At 59.4% G+C, this 20,855-nt stretch carries 23 protein-coding genes and 1 other RNA gene; 5 read left to right on the top strand and 19 right to left on the bottom strand.

The features are described from left to right. Positions 1–27: 27 nt before the first annotated feature. From ACG2K1_RS09345 to ACG2K1_RS09325, 5 genes are all read right to left on the bottom strand, one after another. Positions 28–882, bottom strand: coding sequence for a helix-turn-helix transcriptional regulator (locus tag ACG2K1_RS09345; protein WP_395428695.1), 855 nt, complete (start codon positions 880–882; stop codon positions 28–30). 50 nt (positions 883–932) lie between these two features. Continuing rightward, positions 933–2,186: a hypothetical protein gene (locus ACG2K1_RS09340; protein WP_395428696.1), complete on the bottom strand. Its 1,254-nt coding sequence runs from the start codon at positions 2,184–2,186 to the stop codon at positions 933–935. Positions 2,187–2,451: 265 nt separating this feature from the next. Further along, entirely contained in the window at positions 2,452–2,802 is a 351-nt protein-coding gene (locus ACG2K1_RS09335; protein ID WP_395428697.1) for a DUF1801 domain-containing protein, read from the bottom strand. Between the two features lie 143 nt (positions 2,803–2,945). Further along, complete coding sequence (locus ACG2K1_RS09330) at positions 2,946–3,296, bottom strand: winged helix-turn-helix transcriptional regulator (RefSeq protein ID WP_395428698.1); 351 nt, start codon at positions 3,294–3,296, stop codon at positions 2,946–2,948. Positions 3,297–3,349: 53 nt separating this feature from the next. Continuing rightward, positions 3,350–4,093 (bottom strand): alpha/beta fold hydrolase, encoded by a 744-nt coding sequence (locus ACG2K1_RS09325; RefSeq protein ID WP_395428787.1) that lies wholly within the window; start codon positions 4,091–4,093, stop codon positions 3,350–3,352. Between the two features lie 246 nt (positions 4,094–4,339). On the opposite strand from ACG2K1_RS09325, the gene ACG2K1_RS09320 reads away from it, so the two are divergent. Then, complete coding sequence (locus ACG2K1_RS09320; RefSeq protein WP_395428699.1) at positions 4,340–5,353, top strand: zinc-binding alcohol dehydrogenase family protein; 1,014 nt, start codon at positions 4,340–4,342, stop codon at positions 5,351–5,353. 108 nt (positions 5,354–5,461) lie between these two features. Here ACG2K1_RS09320 and ACG2K1_RS09315 read toward each other — a convergent pair whose 3' ends face one another. The 3 genes from ACG2K1_RS09315 to ACG2K1_RS09305 all read right to left on the bottom strand — a co-directional run bounded on the left by ACG2K1_RS09315 (position 5,462) and on the right by ACG2K1_RS09305 (position 9,069). Then, positions 5,462–6,676 (bottom strand): esterase-like activity of phytase family protein, encoded by a 1,215-nt coding sequence (locus ACG2K1_RS09315; RefSeq protein ID WP_395428700.1) that lies wholly within the window; start codon positions 6,674–6,676, stop codon positions 5,462–5,464. A gap of 344 nt (positions 6,677–7,020) precedes the next feature. Then, on the bottom strand, positions 7,021–7,902 hold the full coding sequence (gene hchA / locus ACG2K1_RS09310; RefSeq protein WP_094031067.1) for a glyoxalase III HchA: 882 nt from the start codon (positions 7,900–7,902) through the stop codon (positions 7,021–7,023). A gap of 186 nt (positions 7,903–8,088) precedes the next feature. After that, positions 8,089–9,069 carry an SIS domain-containing protein gene (locus ACG2K1_RS09305; protein ID WP_036496146.1) on the bottom strand — a complete coding sequence of 327 codons (981 nt, stop codon included), beginning with the start codon at positions 9,067–9,069 and terminating at the stop codon, positions 8,089–8,091. 79 nt (positions 9,070–9,148) lie between these two features. Between ACG2K1_RS09305 and tal the strand changes: the two genes are divergently transcribed. Continuing rightward, positions 9,149–10,204, top strand: a complete 1,056-nt coding sequence (gene tal, locus ACG2K1_RS09300) for a transaldolase (RefSeq protein WP_094031068.1) — start codon at positions 9,149–9,151, stop codon at positions 10,202–10,204. 192 nt (positions 10,205–10,396) lie between these two features. Here the strand turns inward: tal and rpsI are convergent, their stop codons facing one another. From rpsI to ACG2K1_RS09245, 11 genes are all read right to left on the bottom strand, one after another. Then, a complete protein-coding gene (gene rpsI, locus ACG2K1_RS09295) occupies positions 10,397–10,789 on the bottom strand; it encodes a 30S ribosomal protein S9 (RefSeq protein ID WP_009426226.1) in 393 nt (130 codons plus the stop codon). Between the two features lie 9 nt (positions 10,790–10,798). Continuing rightward, positions 10,799–11,230, bottom strand: coding sequence for a 50S ribosomal protein L13 (rplM, locus tag ACG2K1_RS09290; RefSeq protein WP_009426225.1), 432 nt, complete (start codon positions 11,228–11,230; stop codon positions 10,799–10,801). A 143-nt stretch (positions 11,231–11,373) separates the two neighbouring features. Continuing rightward, a non-coding RNA gene (ssrS, locus tag ACG2K1_RS09285) (6S RNA) lies at positions 11,374–11,555 on the bottom strand. A 15-nt stretch (positions 11,556–11,570) separates the two neighbouring features. Beyond that, positions 11,571–11,870: a cell division protein ZapA gene (locus ACG2K1_RS09280; RefSeq protein WP_009426224.1), complete on the bottom strand. Its 300-nt coding sequence runs from the start codon at positions 11,868–11,870 to the stop codon at positions 11,571–11,573. After that, positions 11,867–12,223: a hypothetical protein gene (locus ACG2K1_RS09275; protein WP_395428702.1), complete on the bottom strand. Its 357-nt coding sequence runs from the start codon at positions 12,221–12,223 to the stop codon at positions 11,867–11,869. The genes ACG2K1_RS09280 and ACG2K1_RS09275 overlap by 4 nt, the downstream gene beginning before the upstream one ends. A 47-nt stretch (positions 12,224–12,270) precedes the next feature. Next, complete coding sequence (locus ACG2K1_RS09270) at positions 12,271–13,260, bottom strand: NAD(P)H-dependent glycerol-3-phosphate dehydrogenase (RefSeq protein WP_009426222.1); 990 nt, start codon at positions 13,258–13,260, stop codon at positions 12,271–12,273. A 241-nt stretch (positions 13,261–13,501) separates the two neighbouring features. Beyond that, positions 13,502–13,861, bottom strand: coding sequence for a hypothetical protein (locus ACG2K1_RS09265; protein WP_395428703.1), 360 nt, complete (start codon positions 13,859–13,861; stop codon positions 13,502–13,504). Between the two features lie 278 nt (positions 13,862–14,139). Further along, positions 14,140–15,978, bottom strand: a complete 1,839-nt coding sequence (gene glmS, locus ACG2K1_RS09260; protein WP_395428704.1) for a glutamine--fructose-6-phosphate transaminase (isomerizing) — start codon at positions 15,976–15,978, stop codon at positions 14,140–14,142. 170 nt (positions 15,979–16,148) lie between these two features. After that, positions 16,149–17,519, bottom strand: coding sequence for a bifunctional UDP-N-acetylglucosamine diphosphorylase/glucosamine-1-phosphate N-acetyltransferase GlmU (gene glmU / locus ACG2K1_RS09255; protein WP_395428705.1), 1,371 nt, complete (start codon positions 17,517–17,519; stop codon positions 16,149–16,151). Positions 17,520–17,653: 134 nt separating this feature from the next. Then, positions 17,654–17,911, bottom strand: a complete 258-nt coding sequence (locus ACG2K1_RS09250) for a hypothetical protein (protein WP_036496143.1) — start codon at positions 17,909–17,911, stop codon at positions 17,654–17,656. Positions 17,912–18,042: 131 nt separating this feature from the next. Beyond that, the gene (locus ACG2K1_RS09245) at positions 18,043–18,837 is read right to left on the bottom strand and encodes a peptidoglycan DD-metalloendopeptidase family protein (protein WP_395428706.1); all 795 of its coding nucleotides are present in this window, start codon (positions 18,835–18,837) and stop codon (positions 18,043–18,045) included. Here ACG2K1_RS09245 and ACG2K1_RS09240 point away from each other — a divergent pair. The 3 genes from ACG2K1_RS09240 to dnaJ all read left to right on the top strand — a co-directional run bounded on the left by ACG2K1_RS09240 (position 18,836) and on the right by dnaJ (position 20,846). Beyond that, positions 18,836–19,024 carry a hypothetical protein gene (locus tag ACG2K1_RS09240; protein ID WP_009426216.1) on the top strand — a complete coding sequence of 63 codons (189 nt, stop codon included), beginning with the start codon at positions 18,836–18,838 and terminating at the stop codon, positions 19,022–19,024. The genes ACG2K1_RS09245 and ACG2K1_RS09240 overlap by 2 nt on opposite strands. A 59-nt stretch (positions 19,025–19,083) precedes the next feature. Beyond that, positions 19,084–19,563 carry an FxsA family protein gene (locus ACG2K1_RS09235; protein WP_395428707.1) on the top strand — a complete coding sequence of 160 codons (480 nt, stop codon included), beginning with the start codon at positions 19,084–19,086 and terminating at the stop codon, positions 19,561–19,563. Between the two features lie 140 nt (positions 19,564–19,703). Next, on the top strand, positions 19,704–20,846 hold the full coding sequence (gene dnaJ, locus ACG2K1_RS09230; RefSeq protein WP_395428708.1) for a molecular chaperone DnaJ: 1,143 nt from the start codon (positions 19,704–19,706) through the stop codon (positions 20,844–20,846). The last annotated feature ends 9 nt before the right edge of the window (positions 20,847–20,855 follow it).

The following is a 20,855-nucleotide window of genomic DNA, read 5'->3' as shown; positions in this document are numbered from 1 at the left end:
GCTAAAACGCGCCGCTAAAAAATGTTTTCAGGCTGCCTTGCGCACATCGCTTGGCGTGCAGCCAAAATGCGCGCGAAACTTCGCCGCAAACCGCGCAGGGCTCTCATAGCCCACCGCATACGCCACCTGCGCCACGCCCAACGGCGAAGTTTGCAGCAGGGTCAGCGCCCGCATCATCTTCACACTGCCCGACAGTTCGCGAAAAGACGTGCCTTCGTTTGCCAACCGCCGCCGCAGCGTTGTTTCGCTCATGCCCAACTGCCGCGCCGCATCCGCTATCTGCCAGTTGATGGCGGTATCCCGCGCAATCAGTTGGCGTATCTGCTTGCTCAAACGCTGCGCCGAATGCGGATTAAACACCGCCCCCGCCTGCGCCAGCCACGACAGCAACTCCATTGTCCGCGCCGCCAAAACCGTTTCAGGCAGCCGCGCCTGCACGCCGTGTATCACGCGAGAAAGCGATTCGTTCCAAGCCGCATCAGGGCGCAACACACGCGCCAAATCCAGCGTTTCGCGCGCGGGATATTGCGCGAAAAACTGCGCCACCCATTCATCGCCCAGCATCAGCCATTCCGAGCGATAACCCTGCGCCCCATCAGGCTCATTCAGTACATCAAACGACTGCCCGCCCACAATCAGCAGCCATTGCCCCGCCGTCGCCGCCAATTCGCCGCCCGCGTAGCGCAGTGTTTTACGCCCGTACACCACGCGCACAACCATCGGCTGTGCAAACTGCGATTGCGCAAATGAAAGTTTTTTATGCTGCAACACGCTGCCCGTTTCCACATGCTGGGGACAGGCAAAATGGTTAATCGTCGGCATGGCAAAATCAGTTGAATCAAAACAAGAGATGATAAGGGGGAAGGCGTTTTCAGACGGCATTAAGGCAGCCTGAAAGTGGAGATTGGCTTTCAGGCTGCCTTTGCTGCCGTCTAAAACTCTGCTTCCAGTTCTTTAATCTGGCGCAACAGCTTGCGGCGTTCGTCCGCGTCCAGCCCGCTGATATTGCGCAATTCGGCATCAATGGGAACGGGCGCGCCGCCGCCTTGCGGGGCGAATGCAAGATATTGTCCGTGGCGGCGCACGGGTTGGAAGTTGTGGTCGCTAAATGTGATTTTGCGGATTTTGCCCGCGACGGGCGCGGGGTAGAAATAATACGTCCGCCTGAGTTTGCGATTGGTGCCGGCCATGTAAATCGGGATGGCGACGAGTTTCCACGGCTGCGCTTCGGGGCGGTTGATGGCGGCAAGCACGGCACGACGGCGGCGGTAGCGGGACAGCTGCCACCCACACGCGGCGGCGGTGATGACGGCAAAGGGCAGCAGCGGCAGAAATCCGCGGAGGTCAGCAGGATTGGGGACGTTGCGCACGATTACGGCGGCAAAAACAAGGCTGCCGATAAGCATCAGGGCGCACAAAATGTTTGCCAGCGGATAGCCGCCGCCAATGCTGCGGATGCTGACTTGGGCGGGCAGGCGCACGGGGAACTCGCGCGGTTCGGGCGGCGCAACGGGGCGCGAACCAAGGGCTTTGGGGAAAAAGGTTTGGCAAAAACCGTCGATCACGGCTTGGCGGCGGCTTTTGTCGGGTTCTGCCGCTAGCGTGCGGATTAAATCGGGCAGGTGTTTGCCGTGCAGCAGGGGGATGATGGGCAGGGTGATGGTGAAGTCGCGCAGGCGGTTCAGGCTTTCCGACAGGCGCAGATGCTTGGCGACGCGCGCTTCCATTTGCTCGAGCGTGGCGTTATCGGGCAGCGGCTGCTCGGCTTCCAGTTCTTCCAGTTCGGCTTTGAATTTGCGTGCAGGCTCGCTGTTCAGGTACAGTGTGGCGGGAAACGGATACACGAAAACCACGCTGTTAACCAGTTCCCACGGATAAAAAACGTTTTCGCGCTTGGTTTTGCTGCCGCTTTTCGCGCCAACCCCGTCGAGTTCTTTTTCGGCAAATGCTTGGACGATGCGGATACCGTCGGCGTTTAACACCAGTTTAGTGCGGCTGTCAGCGGCGCGGTAGAGCAAAAGGGCGGCGGACGGCAGAAAGAACAAAACGATAAGCGCGCCGCTCAGAATGCCTTTCAGGCTGCCGACAAACAGCAGCGGCGATGCGGCAGCGGCGATGGCGAACGAGATGAGCGACACCAGCAGCGATTTTAGACGGGCATTGGTGATGCGGATTTCGGTGGGCATGGGGGGCTTTCTGATGTGGGTTTGGGGGTTTGGATGGGTTGGGTTTTTCAGACGGCATGATGATAGGCATAGGCAGCCTGAAAGCAAGCGCAGCCGTAGGTCGGGGCATTTATGCCCGACGTTTTAAAATTTATCTGTGTTTGTCGGGCATAAATGCACCGACCTACAAACTCCGTGCGAAGCCTGCAAACGGGTTTTCAGACAGCATTCAAGGCAGCCTGAAAACGGTTGCCGTCGTAGTTCAGCGCTCTTTCAGCCCGGCATTTTATTCTGCTGCTTGTTGCGCCAACCGTAAGTACTCCGCCAAATGCTTATTTTCCACATCTTCAAGCGTATGCAATTTCAAATGGCGACGTCCTTTGCCTTTGCCTTCCAACAAACCGTGCGGGTCTGCCATCTCGGCGCCATGACCAAATTCCACGGTTACATGCTGTTTATAAACAAAAATGCCGCAAAACGGTTCGGGTGCGGCAAACAAAATACCGCCATATTTCACTTCTTCGCTCGCCATGTCTGCCAGTTGCCATATTTTCGTGCGCACACTATTGGCGATTTCATACAAGGCAGGATTACTCTTTTGCCAATCATCCAGCAGATTTTTCACTTTTTGATCCATGGGATTCTCCTAATTTGAGCTTGTGGGTTGGACATTGATGTCCGACACAGCATTCTAAACCGTTATCGTCGGGTATCAATGCCGACCTGCGCTTATACAAACGGCAAAACGGCTTTTGCGCTTTGCCGCGCCATTGGATTTTTTCAGGCTGCCTTGCCGCGTTCCTTGTGTGCATCGCCCCACGCCTTCAAGGCGAGCAGCACCGGCGCAAGCGTTTGCCCGTAGGCGCTCAAGCGGTATTCGACGCGCGGCGGCACTTCGGGATAAACGGTGCGTTCGATGATGCCGTCGGCTTCCAGCGCGCGCAGTTGCGCGGTCAGCGTGCGCTGCGATACCGCGGGCAGGATGCGGCGGATTTCGTTGAAGCGCAGCACGCCGTCGCTATGCAGGCGGTAGAGAATCGTGCCTTTCCACTTGCCGCCGATAACGGCGAGCGCGGCTTCCACCGAGCAGCCTTCGGCGCAGTCGAATGCACGGTGTGCGGTTTTGCCCATGATTGTTCCTTGTGTGATGGTTGGATGCCGTCTGAAACGGTTTTCAGGCTGCCTTACAGCTTGTAAAACACTTTCATCGCCGCCCACAGGATTTCAGGCTGCTCTTTGATGACTTCGTGCGCGGCAAACGGCACGTTCATCAGGTGCGCTTCAGGTAGGACTTGGCGCAAGCTGTTCAGGGCTTCGGCGGAGAGCAGGAAATCGTCTTCGCCGCGCACCGCCAGCACGGGGGCTTTGATGTTGGCGCTGTTTTCATTCGGGAATCCCGCCGCCGTGTCGTCCGTCCACAGGCGGCGCAGGTCGGCAACCAGCGCGTCCAAATCGGGGCGGGGGTTGTGTTTTTGGTAGGCGGCAACCTGTTCGGACATCTGCCCGCGCACGTCGGCAACGGTGAGGCTTGCCATCATTTCGCGCGGGGTGTCGCGGCTATGCCATTGCGCGCCGACGGTCAGCACGGATTGCACGCGGGCATCGGCGGCGGCGATGCGGTAGGCGGTTACGCCGCCGTCGCTGAATCCGAACAGGTGAAACTGGCGCAGCCCGACGGCTTCAATAATCTGCCGTGCGTCGTCTGCGGTTTGGGCGTAAGTCAGCGGCACGTCGCCACGCGTGGAGCGTCCATGTCCGCGCGTGTCAATGGCAAGGATGCGGAAATGCGCTTGCAAGCGGGGCAGCAGCGGGGCGAAATCTGCCACCGACCCCAGTCCGCCATGCAACAGGACAATGGCGGGCGCGTCGGCTTTGCCGCCGAGTTGGTAGGACAGTTCGGCGTTTTGGTAATGCAGGGTTGCGGTCATGGGGTTGCTCCTGTTTGGATTGAAATGAGATGTTGTGCCGCTGCGTTTCGGTGCGGCAAGGATGGGGGGCGCCAATGCGGATAAAGTGGCAGCGGCGGTAATTTTGAGCAGGGTGCGGCGGGTGGGCATGATTGTTTCTTTGCCAGTATCCAATAAGTAACCTAATGAAAAATAAGTGCGTTCTTAACAATATCCTGCCCGTATCTTATGATGCCCGCTCTTTTTACACAACCGGAGAAGCATAAAATGAAAGCCATCGGATTCAACCGCCCGCTGCCCGTCAGCGATGAAAATTGCCTGCTCGACATCGAACTGCCCGCGCCGGAATTGCGCGAACGCGATTTATTGGTCGAAGTGCGTGCCGTGTCGGTCAATCCCGCCGACGTCAAAGTCCGCGCCGCGCATACGCCCGCCGAGGGGCAGTACCGCGTTTTGGGCTGGGATGCGGCGGGCGTGGTCAAAGCCGTCGGCAGCGGCGTACAGCATTTTCAGGTCGGCGACGAAGTCTATTACGCCGGCGTGATTAACCGCCCCGGCTCGTATGCGGAATTGCAGGCGGTGGACGAGCGCATCGTCGCCCGCAAGCCGCGCACGCTCGATTTCGCCCAAGCCGCCGCATTGCCGCTGACCGCGCTCACCGCGTGGGAAACGTTGTTTGACCGCCTCGACGTGAACAAACCCGTCGCCGGTGGCAGTCGCGCCCTGCTGCTGGTGGGCGGCGCGGGCGGCGTCGGCTCGATTACCATCCAGCTACTGAAAACGCTCACCGACATCCAAACCATCGCCACCGCCTCGCGTCCAGAAAGCGAAGCATGGCTGCGCCGCCTCGGCGCGGATTACGTCATCAACCACCGCCACAGCCTGCCCGAACAAGTCGCCGCGCTCGGCATCGGCGCGCCGTCGTGGGCATTTTCCACCAACCACAGCGAACGCTATTTGCCGCAACTGGCGGAACTGCTCGCGCCGCAAGGCCGCATCGCACTGATTGACGACCCGGACGTTCTCGACGCCAACCCGTTGAAAGGCAAAAGCATCTCGCTGCACTGGGAATTCATGTTCACCCGCCCGCTGCGCGAGACCGCCGACATCGCGCGCCAAGGCGAAATCCTTGCCAAAGTGGCGCAACTGGTGGACGAAGGCCGCCTGCACAGCACTGCCACGCAAACCATCGACGGCATCAACGCCGCCAACCTGCGCCGTGCGCATCAGCTGGTGGAGCGCGGCGACATGATTGGCAAGGTGGTGCTGGCGGGGTGGTGAGTTGGCTTTTTTAGATAGATAAAGGCCGTCTGAAACCCAAGTCCGCTTCACTATAAAAGGCAGCCTGAAAAGCGTGTTTCGGCTTTTCAGGCTGCTTTTGTTTCGTGCTTATTTGATGTTCAGCGGAATGCGGTACAGGCGCGTGGCGTCGGTTTCGCCGTTGGGCAGGCGTTTGGGCACGATGGTGTGGTTGTCTGTGGAATCGATGCCGAAATCGTCATCGTTGATAATCCACAGCGTTTTGCCGCCGTCTGCCACCCACATACCTTCAAATTTAGACGACTGAAAATCCACGTCTTTTTTTACGTCGCTTACCAGCGTTTTGCTTACGGGCTTGATGCCGGCGGCGGCGAGTTCTTCCCAAGTGTTTTCTTCGATGGCTTTGCCGTTTACTTTCAAGCCGTTTTCGCTGTCGGCGGGATCGGAAACGTCGGTGGCGCCGCGCAGGTCAATCAGGTAAACGTGTTTCACGTTTTTGCCGTTGTGTTCGTCCACCAAAAAGCGGTGTTCGTCGATGGCGCGGATTTCGGAGTTTTTCCAATAGTTGCCGCCTTGGCGGTACAGGTATTGCTTGGTTTTGCCTGTTGCCAAATCAAACGACAAGATGCGCGTTACCGATTCGTTTTTTACTTCGGCTTTGCCGGGGTTGTGCAGGGCTGATTGCATGATGCCGACCAATACGCGGTTGCTCGGCGTGGTGGTCAAGCCTTCCATGCCGCGGTTGGGGCGCAGATGGCCGAGTACGGCGGGCAGGCGGCGGCCGTTGGTTTGCACGCCGCGCGGGCTCATGCGCTCGAGCTCGAAGCCGTTGCGGTCAAAGTGCACGATGTGCGGGCCGTATTCGTCGGACACCCAGAAGGTGCCGTCTTTCATCACTGCCAGCCCTTCGCTGTCGATGCCGGTGATGTCGCGCTGCAAGAGATGTTTGTCGGTATCGACCACGGTTTCTTTGGATGTGCCGTAGCCTTTGGGGTTGGGCAGGCCGGTGAGCGGTTTGCCGTTGGCGTCTTTGAGCGGGATGTCGCGCAGTTTTTTAATCGTGCCGTTGGTTTGGATTTCAAAATGGCCAATGCTCGGCGTGAAGTCCGGCTGCAGGAAGATTTTGATGTTTTCGCCGCCGTCGGCATTGGGGCCGCGGTCGGTTAGGCCGTAGAAACGGTTGGGGTTTTGCGGGTCTGCGTCGATGGACGAGCCGTAGCCTTTGTAAAACGGCACACCCTGCACTTCGCCCAGTTTTTCCACGGGCATGGGGATGGTTTCGGCAAGGGCGGGGTGGGCGGCGAACAGGCCGATCAGGGCGGCAAGAAGGGTTGTTTGTTTCATAATTTTCCTTTGTTAACTTAACTCAAAGTTTGTAAAAAGCGAGACATTCTAATTTATTTTGCGTTAAGAGATAAAGCAAAAATTGCGCCCGCATACTGTTGTTTTACTCCAAAGGCAGTGCGGTGTTCCAAGTTTCGCCGCGTGGATACTTCAATCCGGCAGATGCTTGCACGGTCGGCGGGGAGTGTCGGATACGGGGATCCGGCCTACACGCCGAAAGGCCGTCTGAAAGCCTGCAAATCTGCTTTCAGACGGCCTTTCGCCTGTTCGCGGTATGGCAACGGCGATAAAAAGGCAGCCTGAAAGCCTATTTCAGCTTTCAGGCTGCCTTTATCGTGTGCGGGTTACTCTGCTACGCCAACGGCTTTGAGCAGCTCGTCTGCCGCCAGAATGCCCAGCGCGTTGCCTGCCAAGGGGCTGTCGCCGGTGAGCAGGCGGCGGTCTTTGTGCACGCTGCCGTCGATGGAAGTTTTGCTGTTTTTCACCACCATGCCCAGCTCTTCAAGGCGTTTGGCAAGCAGCCAGGGCAGTTTGCCGGGCATATAGCCGATGTCCAGATTCGCGCCTTCGTCCAAAGCGTCGGGGAACACGCACAGTTCGTAGCCTTTGAACGGGAACTCACTATCGGCGCGACCTACGGATGCGGCAGCCAGCGCGGCGGGGCCGTGGCACAGGGTGATGATGAATTTGTCGTTCTCCAACGCCCAATCGAGCAGGCGCTGCATGTCGCGGCTTTCAGGCAGCTTGTTGAACGCGCCGTGGCCGCCGGGAATCAGCACGGCGATGTAGGGTGAATCGGGTGCGGTTACTTCGTCCAAAATGTCGGCAAAGCGCGCGGGTTTGTCGAGTTTGGGCAGGTATTCGGCGTAGATTTCGGCGATGGCTTGGTCTTCGCCCGGCATCGCCCACATTTCAAATTTGGCGTGGTTGCCCGACAGGGTGGAGACGTCGATTTCAAAGCCGGCTTTGTGGATGTGCAGCATCGGCAGCAGGGTTTCGACAGGGTGGTTGCCGGTGGAGAAGAATTTGCCGTTTTGCATTTGCAGATAACGCTCGTCGGTGGCGACCATCAGCACTTTGAATTTGCCGCCGGTGTAGGGCTTGGCAAATTTGGTGCCGGCATAGTTGGTTTTGGACGCGGTGTATTGGCTCAACGAGTATTCGGAGGGGAAAAAAGCGTTGTGCTCGGCGCGGTCGGCGACGGGCTGTTTGGACAATTCTGTCATGAGGTTTCCTTTATGTCGTTCAGGTTGAAAGCGGCGGATTATAGTGTTTGTTTATCTGAAACGATAACTTGTTTGCTTGTTTTAAAAGTGTTTGTTAAGCTGTTATTCAGAAAGAAAAAAACAGGCCGTCTGAAAAGCGTTTTAGGGATGGGTTTGACGCTTTCAGACGGCCTTTTGCAGCGATAATCAGACGATGCGTGCCTGTAGGAGATCGTGCATATTGAGTGCGCCGGCAAGCAGGCCGTCGCTGCCGACGGCAAACAGGCCGCTGATGTTGTGCTGCTGCATTTCTTTCAGGGCTTCGGTGGCAAGTTTGTCGGGCGGGATGGTTTTCGGGTTGCGGTGCATCACGTCGTCGACGGTGAGTCCGGAGAAGGATTCGCTTTTTTGGAACAGACGGCGCAGGTCGCCGTCGGTGAGTACGCCTTTCAGACGGCCTTCACGGTCGGTGACGGCGAGCATGCCCAGCCCTTTTTCGCTCATGATGACCACGGCGTCTTTCAGCAGCGTGCCTTCGGTGACGGCGGGGGAATGTGCGCCGCTGTGCATCAGGTCGGCCACACGCAGCAGCAGGCGTTTGCCCAGGCGGCCGGCGGGGTGGCTGAGGGCGAAGTCTTCGCGGGTGAAGGAGCGGGCGCGCAGCAGGGTAACGGCCAGCGCGTCGCCCAAGGCCATGACGGCAGTGGTGCTGGATGTGGGGGCAAGGCCGAGCGGGCAGGCTTCCTGCGACACGGCGGCGGTGAGGTGGATGTCGGCGTGGCGCGCCATGGTCGATTCGGGATGGGCGGTGATGCAGATAAGGCTGATGTTTTTGCGTTTGAGCGCGGGCAGGATGGTGGCGATTTCGTCGCTCTCGCCCGAGTTGGAGATGGCCAGCACCACATCGCCGTCGACTATCATGCCCAAGTCGCCGTGCGCCGCTTCGGCGGGGTGGACGAAGAAGGCAGGCGTACCGGTGGAGGCGAGGGTGGCGGCGATTTTGTGGCCGACGTGGCCTGATTTGCCGATGCCGGTCACGACCAGGCGGCCGGTGCAGTTGAGGATGGTGTCGGCGGCGGCGGCGAAACTGCCGTCGAGGCCGTCTGAAATCTCGCGCAGGGCGGCGGCTTCGGTTTGTAAGACTTCCTGTGCCCAGCGGATGTATTGGGCAGCGTTTTCGGTTTGCATGATTTTGTCCTGTTTTAAAGCAAAGGCGGCGCGTGTTACGATGCGCCCCTTATTTAATGGCAATGGAGAACGAAAAAAAATGAGCATTTTAACGGACGTGAAAAACTTAGGCCAACAAATCTGGCTCGACAATCTGTCGCGCTCGCTGGTGCAAAGCGGGGATCTGGCGCGGATGCTGGAAGAGGGCGTGTGCGGCGTCACCTCCAACCCCGCCATTTTCCAAAAGGCTTTTGCCGCCGATTCGTTATACGCAGAAGACGTGGCGGCGCTGAAAACGCAGAATCTCACCGCCAAACAGCGTTATGAAACGCTGGCCGTGGCCGACGTGCGTGCTGCCTGCGATGTCTGCCTGAAAGAATACGAAGCAGACAGCGGGCGCGGCGGATTTGTCAGCCTCGAAGTGTCGCCCGAGCTGGCACACGATGCGGCGGGTACGGTGGTCGAAGCGCGCCGCCTGTTCCGCAAAATCGGCCGCCCGAACTCGATGATCAAAATCCCCGCCACTGACGCAGGGCTGGCGGCCTTGGAAACGCTGGTTTCAGACGGCCTTAACATCAATCTGACCCTGCTGTTTTCCCGCCGCCAAACCGTCAGAGCTTATGAAGCCTATGTGCGCGGCATTCGCGCGCGGCTTGCGCGCGGCGAAGCGGTTGGCGGCATCCGCGTGGTAGCCAGCTTCTTTATCTCGCGTATCGACAACGCGCTGGACGGCAATCTGCCCGCACACCTGCGCGGCAAAACCGCGGTTGCGCTGGCCAAAGCGGCCTATGCTGACTGGCAGGACTTTTTCGGCAGCACGGAATTTGCTGACCTGGCAAGGCAGGGCGCCAACCGCGTGCGGCTGCTGTGGGCGTCCACCGGCGTGAAAAACCCCGCCTATCCGCCGACGCTGTATGTCGACAGCCTGATCGGCGAAGACACCGTCAACACTGTGCCCGATGCCACTTTGCAGGCATTTATTGCAGGCGGCACCGCCCGTGCCGAATTGGCAGAGAATACAGACGGAGCATTGGCTGCGCTGGAAGAGGTTGCCGGTTTGGGTATAGATGTGGAAGCGTTGGCCGAACGTTTGCAGCAAGACGGTTTGGCGCAGTTTGATGATGCGTTTGCCAAACTGTTGGCATTGTTGTCCTGACCGGCTGTTTTGCCGCAAATGCGGACAGGCCGTCTGAAAACATTTATCTGTACGGCGTTTCAGACGGCCTGCTGTCCGCGGCCGGTTGCGACCGTTCAAACTTATCAAACCCGAACGTTCAGACGGCTTTCCTTCCGTTCACGAACAATAAAAAAACCCTGCCGGAAAAGCAGGGTTTTTGCTGAAAACGGATTAACGTTTCGAGAACTGTTTGGCGCGGCGTGCTTTGCGCAGACCCGGTTTTTTACGTTCCACTTCGCGGGCGTCGCGGGTAACAAAACCGGCTTGAGACAGCGCGGATTTCAATGCGGCGTCGTAATCGATCAGGGCGCGGGTAATGCCGTGGCGGATGGCGCCGGACTGACCGGTTTCGCCGCCGCCGGTGACGTTGACTTTGATGTCGAAAGATTCGGCATTTTCAGTCAGAACCAAGGGCTGGCGCACGACCATGCGGCTGGTTTCGCGGGCGAAGAATTCGTCGACGGGACGGCCGTTTACGATAATCTGACCGCTGCCTTTTTGCAGGAATACGCGGGCAACCGAACTTTTGCGGCGGCCTGTGCCGTAGTAGTATTTACCGTTCATGTTGCGTCCTTATTTTAATTCCAAAACTTTGGGCTGTTGTGCGGCGTGTGCGTGTTCGGCACCGGCATACACTTTCAGTTTTTTAATCATGGCGTAACCCAGAGGGCCTTTGGGCAGCATGCCTTTGACGGCTTTTTCCAAAGCGCGGCCGGGGAACTGTTCCTGCATTTCGCGGAAAGTGCGCTCGTAGATGCCGCCGGGGAAGCCGGAATGGCGGTAGTATTTTTTGCCTTCGAATTTGGCGCCGGTTACACGCAGTTTGTCGGCATTGATGACTATGATGTAGTCGCCTGTGTCGACGTGCGGAGTGTATTCGGGCTTGTGTTTGCCGCGCAGGCGGCTGGCAACTTCGGCTGCTAAGCGACCCAGAACTTTGTCTTCCGCGTCGATCACAAACCATTCGCGCTTCACCTCGTGCGGTTTGGCTGAAAAGGTTTTCATAAGGATTGATCCAAAGAGATATAGAAAGCCGCGGATTTTAGTGTCTTATCGGATGCCTGTCAATCTGAAGTGACGGGGAGTCGGGCGGATCGGGGTAAAGTGTGGGAAAAGGAAAAGCACCGTATGAATCGGTGCTTTTTTGGGGATTCCCCGCAGGCGGCGTTTCGGCTCAATCCGCTTGAACCTTGTCAAACAAGGCGGCTGTCTCGGGCAGCTTCGGGTGCGTTTCCCGTAGGAACGCTCGCGCCTGCTGCATCTCCCGACAACCTGAAGCGAACTTATTGGTTCAAAGGAATGTATGCCTTGGCGCTCGCCGCAGGGAAAAGGGGGTGGAGGTTGGTTAGGGCACTTTCGCCAGTGCTTTGTCGCACACCTCTGTCATGTGGGCTATTCTACGCTCAAACTCGCCGATTGCCAAACCGTCTTTCATCGACATTTTAAGCAGGTCGTGGACGACGTTGAGGGCGGCGATGATGATGATTTTGTCGCTTTCGACGATGCGTCCGCCGCTTTCTACGGCTTCGATTTTTTTGTTGAGCATGTCGAGCGCCTGCAAGAGGGTGTCTTTTTCGGAGGCGGGGGTGCCGATGCTGAATGTGCGCCCCATGACGGAAACGGGGATTTGTTCGATGCTGCTCATGGTTCTGCTCCCGGGTTGTGTGCGGCGGTTTCAGACGGCCTCTCCTGCGGCAGGCGGCCGGACAGGCGGCGCAGTTCGGCGGCGGTGTCGGCCAGGAGGGCGCGGTAGGTTTGGTTTTCGGCGCTCAGGGCGTCGATTTTGCTTTGCAGGTCTTCTTTCAGTTTGCCGACCTGCACCAACAGGGCTTCGCTCAATTCGTCGACGGCGGCCTGATGCTGGTCGTCTTTGCGTTTTTGTTCGGCTTTGAGGCGGACGTTTTCAAGCTGCTGTTTGCGGCTTTCGCTGAGCAGGGTTTCGAATTTCTGTGACAGCTGGTAGACGCGGGCTTCGAGTTTGTCCAATGGTTTGTTCATGTTCGGCTCCTGAGGCCGTCTGAAAGTTTCAGACGGCCTTTTTCGGTTTACTCGGGTTTGGTTTCGCGCAGCATCAGGCATTCGGCCGCGTCGTGTGCCGTGGTTTCGCCGCGCACGAGTCTGTGCAGGGCTTGGGTGACGGGCATGTCGATGTCGTGGCGGCGGGCGGCGCGCAGGACTTCGTCGATGGCGGGCACGCCTTCGGCGACGTGGCCGATTTCGGCGAGGACTTGGGGCAGGGGTTTGCCCGCGGCAAGGCCGAGTCCGACTTTGCGGTTGCGCGAGAGTGCGCCGGTGCAGGTCAGGATGAGGTCGCCCATGCCGGCCAGCCCCATCATGGTTTTCTGCTGCGCACCCATGGCGACGGCGAGGCGGGTAATTTCTGCCAAGCCGCGCGTGATGAGGGCGGCGCGGGCGTTGAGGCCGTATTCGAGGCCGTCTGAAAGGCCGGTGGCGATGGCCATGACGTTTTTCACTGCGCCGCCGACTGCTACGCCGACGGTGTCGGTGTTGGCGTAGAGGCGCAGGACGGTGGTGTTGAGTTCGCGGGCTAGGCTGCTTATCCAGGCTTCGTTTTCGGCGGCGAGGACGACGGCGCAGGGCAGCTGCTGCGCCAGTTCCTGCGCGAAACTGGGACCGGAGAGCAGGCCGGTTGTGTCGTTTTCGGGCAGCACTTCGCGCAGCACTTGGTGCGGGAGCAGGCCGGTATCGAGTTCGAAACCTTTGCAGGCGGCGAGAACGGGCAGGCTGCCGAATCCTGCCGTTTTGATTTGTTCCGCCGCGCCGCGCAGTCCGGCAACGGGGGTGACGATCAGTACAAGGCCGCTGCCGTTTAGGGCGGCGGCGGGGTCGGCGTGCACGGTCAGTGCGTCGGGGAAGGGGAAACCGGGGAAATAGCGTTTGTTTTCGCGTTCGGCCTGCATGGCGGCGGTTTGTTCGCGGCTGCGCGTCCACAGGGAAACGCGGTTGCCGTGCCGGGCGAAGTGTAAGGCCAGTGCGCTGCCCCACGCGCCTGCGCCGATAACGGTGATGTTCATGGCTGTTGTCCGTCGGCGGACGGTCTGTTGCAAACGGGCGGCATTATGGCATTTTGAGGGGGTTTTCTCAAATGAGGCGGCGCGGTGGGAGGCTGTTTGCGAAAAATCTTTTTGGTCGTCGGAAGGTCGTTTGAAAGCGGGGCTTCGGCGAAGTTCAAACCACGTTTAAAGGGCTTTCAGACGGCCTTTGCTTAAAACGGTGAAACTGCGTGTCGCAGGGTGACGACCTGACTGCTGCTTTTCAGACGGCCTTTGTGCTGCCGGAAGCCGTTCCCACCTGTGCGGGAATGACGTTTCTGAAAACGGTTTGTTCAAGCGTGTCGGCGAATGCGGCCAAATCGCGCCGCCATTGCGCGGGGTTGTTTTTGGAAAAATACAGTGAAAGATGCGGGGCGTTTTCGACGTGGCAGCCGTAGCTTTGTTCTATCGGCAGAACAGACAGCTCGCTCATGCCTTCGAATATCAGGCAGACGGCGGCGGGTTCGGCGGGATGGCGCAGCGTCCAAACGGCAGAAACGTCCAAACCGTTGCCCGCGGATTCGTCTATTCGCAGGTTGCAGGCGGCGAGTGTGCGGTATAAGTCGTCGAGGTGTCGCTGCATGGTGCTGTCTTCTATAGTGAAACAACACGAAAATCTACGGCGTTGCTGCGTCTTAGCTCAAAGAGGGCGGTTTTCTACGGCATTGAAAATGCCAAGAAAACCTGCCCCGTACTACCTGTACTGTCTTCGGCTTGCTGCCTTGTATCTTTCCGTGTTGTTTCACTATATTAAAGATAAAGGCCGTCTGAAAAGCGGTTTTCTTTTTTCAGACGGCCTTGCGGTTGTGTCGGAGGCCGTCTGAAACCATGTCTCAAAAGCTTTCAGACGGCCTTTCCGCCTTATTCCACCGTTACCGATTTGGCCAGGTTGCGCGGTTTGTCCACGTCGGTGCCGCGTGCGAGGGCGGCGTGGTAGGCGAGAAGCTGCACGGGAATGGTGTGCACGATGGGCGAGAGTGTGCCTGCGTGGCGCGGGGTGCGGATAACGTGTACGCCGTCGGACTCGGTGAAATGGCTGTCGAGGTCGGCAAAGACAAACAGTTCGCCGCCGCGCGCGCCCACTTCCTGCATATTGGCTTTGACTTTGTCCAAAAGCGCGTCGTTGGGCGCGATGACGACCACGGGCATATTCTCGTCAACCAGCGCAAGCGGGCCGTGTTTGAGCTCGCCTGCGGGATAGGCTTCGGCGTGGATATAGGTGATTTCTTTGAGTTTCAACGCGCCTTCGAGGGCAATCGGGTAGTGGATGCCGCGACCCAAGAAAAGTGCGCTGTCTTTTTTGGCGAACTTTTGCGCCCAAGCGGCGATTTGCGGCTCGAGGTTGAGCGCGTGCTGGATGCTGCTGGGGAGCTGGCGCAATTCGTCGAGATAGCCGCGCGCCTGTGCGTCGGACACGAAGCCGCGCAGTTTGCCCAGGGTTACGGCCAGGCCGAACAGGACGACAAGCTGGGTGGTGAAGGCTTTGGTGGAGGCGACGCCGATTTCCGCGCCGGCGCGGGTGTACAGCACCAATTCGCTTTCGCGCGGCAGGGCGGATTCCATCACGTTGCACACCGACAGGCTGTGGCTTTGGCCGAGCGATTGGGCGTATTTCAGGGCTTCCATCGTGTCGAGGGTTTCGCCCGATTGCGAGATAGTTACGACAAGCTGCTCGGGGTCGGCAATCACGTCGCGGTAGCGGTATTCGCTGGCGATTTCGACATCGGTGGGGATTTTGGCGATAGATTCGAGCCAGTAGCGGGCGGTGAGCGCGGCGTAATAGGATGTGCCGCAGGCGAGGATTTTGATGCTGCGGATTTTGCCGAACACATCGCGTGCGGCCGCGCCGAAGTTTTCCGGCTCGAAGCCGCCGTCGATGAACACTTCGGCGGTGTCGGCGATGGCGCGGGGCTGCTCGTGGATTTCTTTTTGCATGAAATGGCTGTAGGGGCCAAGCTCCAGCGAGGCCAACGATAATTCGGACACTTTGACTTTGCGATCGGCCTCGTTGCCGGTTTTGTCAATCAGGCGGCGGATGCCGTCTGAACCGATTTGGGCGATGTCGCCGTCTTCGAGATAAACGATGCGTCGGGTAAACGCAATCACGGCCGATACGTCGGAGGCGATAAAGGTTTCATCGTCGCCCAATGCCACCAAAAGCGGGCAGCCCATGCGGGCGACGACCATTTCAGACGGCCTATCCTGCGCCATCACGGCAATGGCGTATGCGCCGTGAAAACGTGCGGCGGCGGTTTGTACGGCGGCAAAAAGGTCGCCGCCGTTTTGCGTGTATTCGTGGTTGATGCTGTGGGCGATGACTTCGGTATCGGTTTGCGATTCAAAGGTGTAGCCCAAGCCTTGCAGGCGTTCGCGCTCGGCTTCGAAGTTTTCGATGATGCCGTTGTGCACTACGGCGATGTTGCCGCCGGAGATGTGGGGGTGGGCATTAGGCTCGGTTACGCCGCCGTGGGTTGCCCAGCGCGTGTGGCCGATGCCGGTGTGGCCGAACAGCCCTTTTTCACGCGCCGCGTCTTCCATCAGCTGCACGCGGCCGACGCGGCGCACGCGCTTGATTTTGCCTTCGGCGTAAACGGCGATGCCGGAGGAGTCGTAACCCCGGTATTCGAGGCGTTTGAGGCCGTCTGTTAAAAAATCGACAACATTGTGGTTGGCGCGAACTGCGCCGACGATACCGCACATAAAAGTTCCTTAGTATCAGCTTGGAGCGGCTGCTCCGTTGGTAAAACCCGCGCCGCTGACTTTCAGACGGCCGCGGGGCGAAAGGGGGAACGGGTTTTTCACTTCGTTGAAGCTGCGCTTTCAGACGGTCTTTTGCTGCGTTGCACCCGCATCGGAGGCCGTCTGAAACCCTATTTGCGTTCTTTTTCGGGGCGCACCCAGCCTTCGATTATGGTTTGGCGGGCGCGGGCGAGGGCGAGTTTGCCTTCGGGGCAGTTTTGGGTAATCGCGCTGCCTGCGCCGGTGGTGGCGCGGCTGCCTACGGTTACAGGGGCGACGAGTACGGTATTCGAGCCGATGCGCACTTCGTCGCCGATGACGGTGTGGTGTTTGTTGACGCCGTCGTAGTTGGCGACGATTGTGCCGGCGCCGATGTTGGTTTTGCGGCCGACGGTGGCGTCGCCGATGTAGGTGAGGTGGTTGGCTTTGCTGCCTTCGCCGAGGGTGGCGTTTTTGACTTCGACGAAGTTGCCGATGTGTACGCCGTCGGCAAGGCGGGCGTTGGGGCGCAGGCGGGCGTAGGGGCCGATGTGGGCGGCGGCGCCGATTTCGCAGTCTTCGAGATGGGAGAAGGCGGCGATTTTTGTGCCTGCGCCGATTTTGGCGTTTTTGATGACGCAGTTGGCGCCGATTTCTACGCCGTCGGCGAGTTCGACTTCGCCTTCGAGTACGACGTTTACGTCTATCACGACATCTTGGCCGTGTTTCAGACGGCCTCTCAAATCAAAACGGGCGGGGTCGCGCAGGGTGAGGCCGGCTTTGAGCAATTCGGCGGCCTGTTCGGTTTGGAAGATGCGTTCGAGTTCGGCAAGCTGGACTTTGTTGTTGACGCCTGCGGCCAGATGGGAGGCGCGCACTTGTACGGGGTGTACGGCGATGCCGTCTGCTACGGCCATGGCGATGAGGTCGGTGAGGTAATACTCGCCTTGGGCGTTGCCGTTGGAGAGGCGGTTGAGCCAGCCTGCCAGATATTTGTTGGGCAAGACGAGAATACCGGTGTTGGTTTCTTTGATGGTTTTTTGTGCGGGGTCGGCGTCTTTTTCTTCGACGATGGCGATGACTTTGCCTGCTTCGTTGCGCACGATGCGGCCGTAACCTGCGGGATCGTCGGGCAGGTCGGTCAACAGGCCAACTTCTTGGCCTGTGGCATCGAGCAGGGTTTGCAGGGTGGCGGTGTCGGTAAGGGGTACGTCGCCGTAGAGTACGAGGGTGCGGCCGTTGTCGGGCAGGTGGGGCAGGGCGGTTTTGACGGCGTGGCCGGTGCCCAGCTGTTCGGTTTGTTCGACCCATACGATGTCGCGTTTGATGGTGTCGAGTACCTGCTCTTTGCCGTGGCCGATGACGGCGATGATTTGGGCGGGATTGAGCGCGGCGGCGGTGTCGATGACGCGCTCGAGCATGGGGCGGCCGCCGATTTGGTGCAGCACTTTGGGCATTTTGGAATACATGCGCGTGCCTTTGCCGGCGGCGAGAATGACGATGTGAAGGTTGGGACGGTTCATGGGCATCTCTCTTTGCAGATTGTGCGGATAAGGGGAAGACCGTCTGAAACGGCTTGCGGCTTCGGACGGCGGGAAACGGGAAAAGGCCGTCTGAAAAAAAGCGGTTTCAGACGGCCTTTGTGCCGCGCGGCGGCTTATTGCGGGCGGATTTTTTCCCAGTGCGTGCCGCGTACTTCCTGTTCCTGACCGCTGCGGGCGGGCAGAACGGCGTGTTGTTCGGGGCGGTATTGGTTGTTGCGCATATTGCGCGAGTAGGTGCCGTCCTGATAGGTGACGCCTGTTCCGGCGGGGTATTTCTGGCGCAGCGCGGTGCGGCCTTCGCTGTTTTGGTAGGTTTCCCAAGAGCAGGCGGACAGGGCGGCGAGGAGGGCGAGGGGGAGCAGGTAACGCATGGTTTTTCCTTTTTGAAAAAACGCATTCTAGCGGATTTGGCGGGGGAAAGACAGCCGTAGAAAGGCCGTCTGAAAGCAGGTGCGGCGGGCGGAACGCGCTTTCAGACGGCCTCTTGCGCCCTTGCGGAAACTCACTCCGCCGCAGGCGTTTCCGCAGCGGGTGCGGGCGGCGGTTCCTCCGTTTCAGCGGCGACGGCGGTTTCTGCGGCAACGGTTTGCGCCGGTGCGGCGGGAACGGGGAAGGGGACGGGCGTCGGCGCGGCGGACGCAGGCAGCGGCGGCAGATAGTTTTCGGGATTGACGGCCTTGCCTGCGGCGCGCACTTCGAAATGCAGTTTCACGCGTTCGGCATCACTGCTGCCCATCAGCGCCACGGTGTCGCCCGCGCGCACGGTTTGGTCTTTTTGTACCAAGAGTTTGTCGTTGTGGGCGTAGGCGGTGAGCACGCCGCCGCCGTGGCTGATGAGGACGAGGTTGCCGTAGCCGCGCACGCCGTTGCCCGCATAGAGCACCTTGCCCGCGGCGGCGGCTTTCACAGGGTCGCCCGCGCTGCCTGCGAAATCGACGCCTTTGTTCGCACCACCGAAACGGGCGAGGACGGGATTGGTGCTGGGCAGGCGCATGGAAAGTTTGTTGGTCTGCGGCACGGCGCGGCTTTTGCCTGCGGCGGTGTCGGACGTGCGCGGGGCGTTTTTGCCGACGCGCAGCATCTGGCCGACGGTGATTTTCGACGGATCGCTGAGTTTGTTCCATTTGGCCAGCGTGGCGGGCGGCTGGCCGACGCGGGCGGCGATGCGGTGCAGCGTATCGCCCGGGCGGACGCGGTAGTAGCCGTCGGAAGAGGATTGGGAGGCGCAGGCCGCGAGCAGGAGCAGCAGCGCGGCGGCGGAGAAGGTTTTGAGCGGGGTGTGAAGCAGTGTTTTCATGGCGCAAAGCATAGCAAAAGCCGCCGAGCCCGTGAACAGGGCATGCGGGCAGGCACGGAGCGAGTACGCCGCCGCGCCGCGCTGCCTGATGCCGTTTGCGCCGCGCTTTCAGACGGCCTACCGCGCCGCGTTTGCCGCCGCCCTGCTTTACTTTTTTTTACTGCCCATCGTCGCGCTTCTGCGTTGAAATCGCCGCTTTTGTCTGTATGTTCCGCTCTCGCAACCACTCATTACAAAGGACAAACTATGCGGAACGCCGGTATCGGTTTTCTTGTTTTCATCGTGCTGGAAATTCTGTCGATCGCCCAAGTGGCGGGCAGAATCGGCGCGGCGCCTGCCATCTTGCTGATGGCGCTCAGCGCGATGGCGGGCGTGTTCATGCTGCGGCGCATGGGGCTGTCGGGCGTGCTGCTGGCGGCGGCTGCCGTGCGCGGCGGCGGCAAAGTGTCGGCCTACCAGCTTTTGTGGCCGGTGCGTTATGCCGTGGCCGGGCTGCTGCTCATCAGCCCGGGTTTTGTGTCCACCGTGCTGGCCGTGCTGCTGATGCTGCCCTTCAAAGGCGGCGCGCCCGTCGAGCAGACGCAGGGCGCGGCGCCGTTCGGCGGCTTCGGCCAAACGCGGCGCGGCGGTGCGGACGACGACATTATCGAAGGCGATTTCCACACGGTAGACGGCAGGCCGTCTGAAAACGGTGCAAACCGCCGCATCGAAGACCACAGCCGTTAAAACACACGTCAAACCCGCAGAGGCCGTCTGAAAACGCAATGCCGCCGCGAGCAGCGACAATTTTCAGACGGCCTGCTTTAATTTTCAGACGGCCGCCCATACTTACCGCGCCGTTCCAAACTACCCGCAAAAACACAACCATGAGCAACCGCGATTTTTACGAAACACTCGGCGTCGCCCGCAGCGCCGCCGACGACGAAATCAAAAAAGCCTACCGCAAGCTGGCGATGAAATACCATCCCGACCGCAACCCCGGCGACAAAGCGGCCGAAGAAAAATTCAAAGAAGTGCAAAAAGCCTACGACACCTTGTCCGACAAAGAAAAACGCGCCATGTACGACCAATACGGCCACGCCGCTTTCGAGCAGGGCGCGGGCGGCTTCGGCGGCGGAGGTTTCGGCGGCTTCGGCGGCGCACAGGGCTTCGATTTCAGCGACATTTTCAGCCAGATGTTCGGCGGCGGAGGCGGAGCCTCGCGCCAGCAGAGCTACCAGGGTGCGGATTTGCAGTACGACGTACAAATCAGCCTCGAAGAAGCGGCGCAGGGCGTGAAAAAACGCTTCACCATACCGACCTACGAAGACTGCGACGTCTGCCACGGCAGCGGCGCCAAACCCGGCACGTCGGCCACCACCTGCTCCACCTGCCGCGGCACGGGCACCGTCCACATCCGTCAGGCCATCTTCCAAATGCAGCAAACCTGCCCCGCCTGCCACGGCAGCGGCAAAGAAATCAAAGACCCCTGCGTCAAATGCCGCGGCGAAGGCCGTGTGAAAGCGAGCAAAACCGTCGAAGTCAACATCCCCGCCGGTATCGACGACGGCCAGCGCATCCGCCTCTCCGGCGAAGGCGAACCCGGCCGCAACGGCGCACCCGCAGGCGATCTCTACGTTGCCGTCCATGTGAAACAGCACAAAATCTTCGAGCGCGACGGCGTCGACCTGCATTGCGAACTGCCCGTCAGCTTCACCGTTGCCGCACTCGGCGGCGAAGTGGAAGTGCCCACCCTTGAAGGCAAAGTCAAACTCACCATCCCCAAAGAAACGCAAACCGGCCGCCGTATGCGCGTCAAAGGCAAAGGCATCAAATCCCTGCGTTCGGGCGCTGTCGGCGACCTCTACTGCCACGTTGTCGTCGAAACCCCGGTCAATCTCACCGACCGCCAAAAAGAGCTGCTGGAAGAATTTGAAAAAATCTCCACCGGCCTCGACCGCAGCCAGACCCCGCGCAAAAAATCGTTTTGGGACAAGGTGGAAGACAAAGTGAACGACTTGTTCAACTAATCTTGCTGC

Source organism: Neisseria sp. 23W00296, assembly GCF_044772855.1.
Taxonomy (GTDB): domain Bacteria; phylum Pseudomonadota; class Gammaproteobacteria; order Burkholderiales; family Neisseriaceae; genus Neisseria.
Note: the sequence above shows the minus strand (reverse complement) of the source record. Positions and strands in the feature narration are given on the sequence as shown.

What these genes read in the sequence shown, in the direction of transcription:
- ACG2K1_RS09345 (WP_395428695.1), bottom strand. Translation starts at nt 882, where the DNA reads ATGCCGTCTGAAAACGCCTTCCCCCTTATCATCTCTTGTTTTGATTCA.
- ACG2K1_RS09340 (WP_395428696.1), bottom strand. Translation starts at nt 2,186, where the DNA reads ATGCCCACCGAAATCCGCATCACCAATGCCCGTCTAAAATCGCTGCTG.
- ACG2K1_RS09335 (WP_395428697.1), bottom strand. Translation starts at nt 2,802, where the DNA reads ATGGATCAAAAAGTGAAAAATCTGCTGGATGATTGGCAAAAGAGTAAT.
- ACG2K1_RS09330 (WP_395428698.1), bottom strand. Translation starts at nt 3,296, where the DNA reads ATGGGCAAAACCGCACACCGTGCATTCGACTGCGCCGAAGGCTGCTCG.
- ACG2K1_RS09325 (WP_395428787.1), bottom strand. Translation starts at nt 4,093, where the DNA reads ATGACCGCAACCCTGCATTACCAAAACGCCGAACTGTCCTACCAACTC.
- ACG2K1_RS09320 (WP_395428699.1), top strand. Translation starts at nt 4,340, where the DNA reads ATGAAAGCCATCGGATTCAACCGCCCGCTGCCCGTCAGCGATGAAAAT.
- ACG2K1_RS09315 (WP_395428700.1), bottom strand. Translation starts at nt 6,676, where the DNA reads ATGAAACAAACAACCCTTCTTGCCGCCCTGATCGGCCTGTTCGCCGCC.
- hchA (WP_094031067.1), bottom strand. Translation starts at nt 7,902, where the DNA reads ATGACAGAATTGTCCAAACAGCCCGTCGCCGACCGCGCCGAGCACAAC.
- ACG2K1_RS09305 (WP_036496146.1), bottom strand. Translation starts at nt 9,069, where the DNA reads ATGCAAACCGAAAACGCTGCCCAATACATCCGCTGGGCACAGGAAGTC.
- tal (WP_094031068.1), top strand. Translation starts at nt 9,149, where the DNA reads ATGAGCATTTTAACGGACGTGAAAAACTTAGGCCAACAAATCTGGCTC.
- rpsI (WP_009426226.1), bottom strand. Translation starts at nt 10,789, where the DNA reads ATGAACGGTAAATACTACTACGGCACAGGCCGCCGCAAAAGTTCGGTT.
- rplM (WP_009426225.1), bottom strand. Translation starts at nt 11,230, where the DNA reads ATGAAAACCTTTTCAGCCAAACCGCACGAGGTGAAGCGCGAATGGTTT.
- ACG2K1_RS09280 (WP_009426224.1), bottom strand. Translation starts at nt 11,870, where the DNA reads ATGAGCAGCATCGAACAAATCCCCGTTTCCGTCATGGGGCGCACATTC.
- ACG2K1_RS09275 (WP_395428702.1), bottom strand. Translation starts at nt 12,223, where the DNA reads ATGAACAAACCATTGGACAAACTCGAAGCCCGCGTCTACCAGCTGTCA.
- ACG2K1_RS09270 (WP_009426222.1), bottom strand. Translation starts at nt 13,260, where the DNA reads ATGAACATCACCGTTATCGGCGCAGGCGCGTGGGGCAGCGCACTGGCC.
- ACG2K1_RS09265 (WP_395428703.1), bottom strand. Translation starts at nt 13,861, where the DNA reads ATGCAGCGACACCTCGACGACTTATACCGCACACTCGCCGCCTGCAAC.
- glmS (WP_395428704.1), bottom strand. Translation starts at nt 15,978, where the DNA reads ATGTGCGGTATCGTCGGCGCAGTTCGCGCCAACCACAATGTTGTCGAT.
- glmU (WP_395428705.1), bottom strand. Translation starts at nt 17,519, where the DNA reads ATGAACCGTCCCAACCTTCACATCGTCATTCTCGCCGCCGGCAAAGGC.
- ACG2K1_RS09250 (WP_036496143.1), bottom strand. Translation starts at nt 17,911, where the DNA reads ATGCGTTACCTGCTCCCCCTCGCCCTCCTCGCCGCCCTGTCCGCCTGC.
- ACG2K1_RS09240 (WP_009426216.1), top strand. Translation starts at nt 18,836, where the DNA reads ATGGCGCAAAGCATAGCAAAAGCCGCCGAGCCCGTGAACAGGGCATGC.
- ACG2K1_RS09245 (WP_395428706.1), bottom strand. Translation starts at nt 18,837, where the DNA reads ATGAAAACACTGCTTCACACCCCGCTCAAAACCTTCTCCGCCGCCGCG.
- ACG2K1_RS09235 (WP_395428707.1), top strand. Translation starts at nt 19,084, where the DNA reads ATGCGGAACGCCGGTATCGGTTTTCTTGTTTTCATCGTGCTGGAAATT.
- dnaJ (WP_395428708.1), top strand. Translation starts at nt 19,704, where the DNA reads ATGAGCAACCGCGATTTTTACGAAACACTCGGCGTCGCCCGCAGCGCC.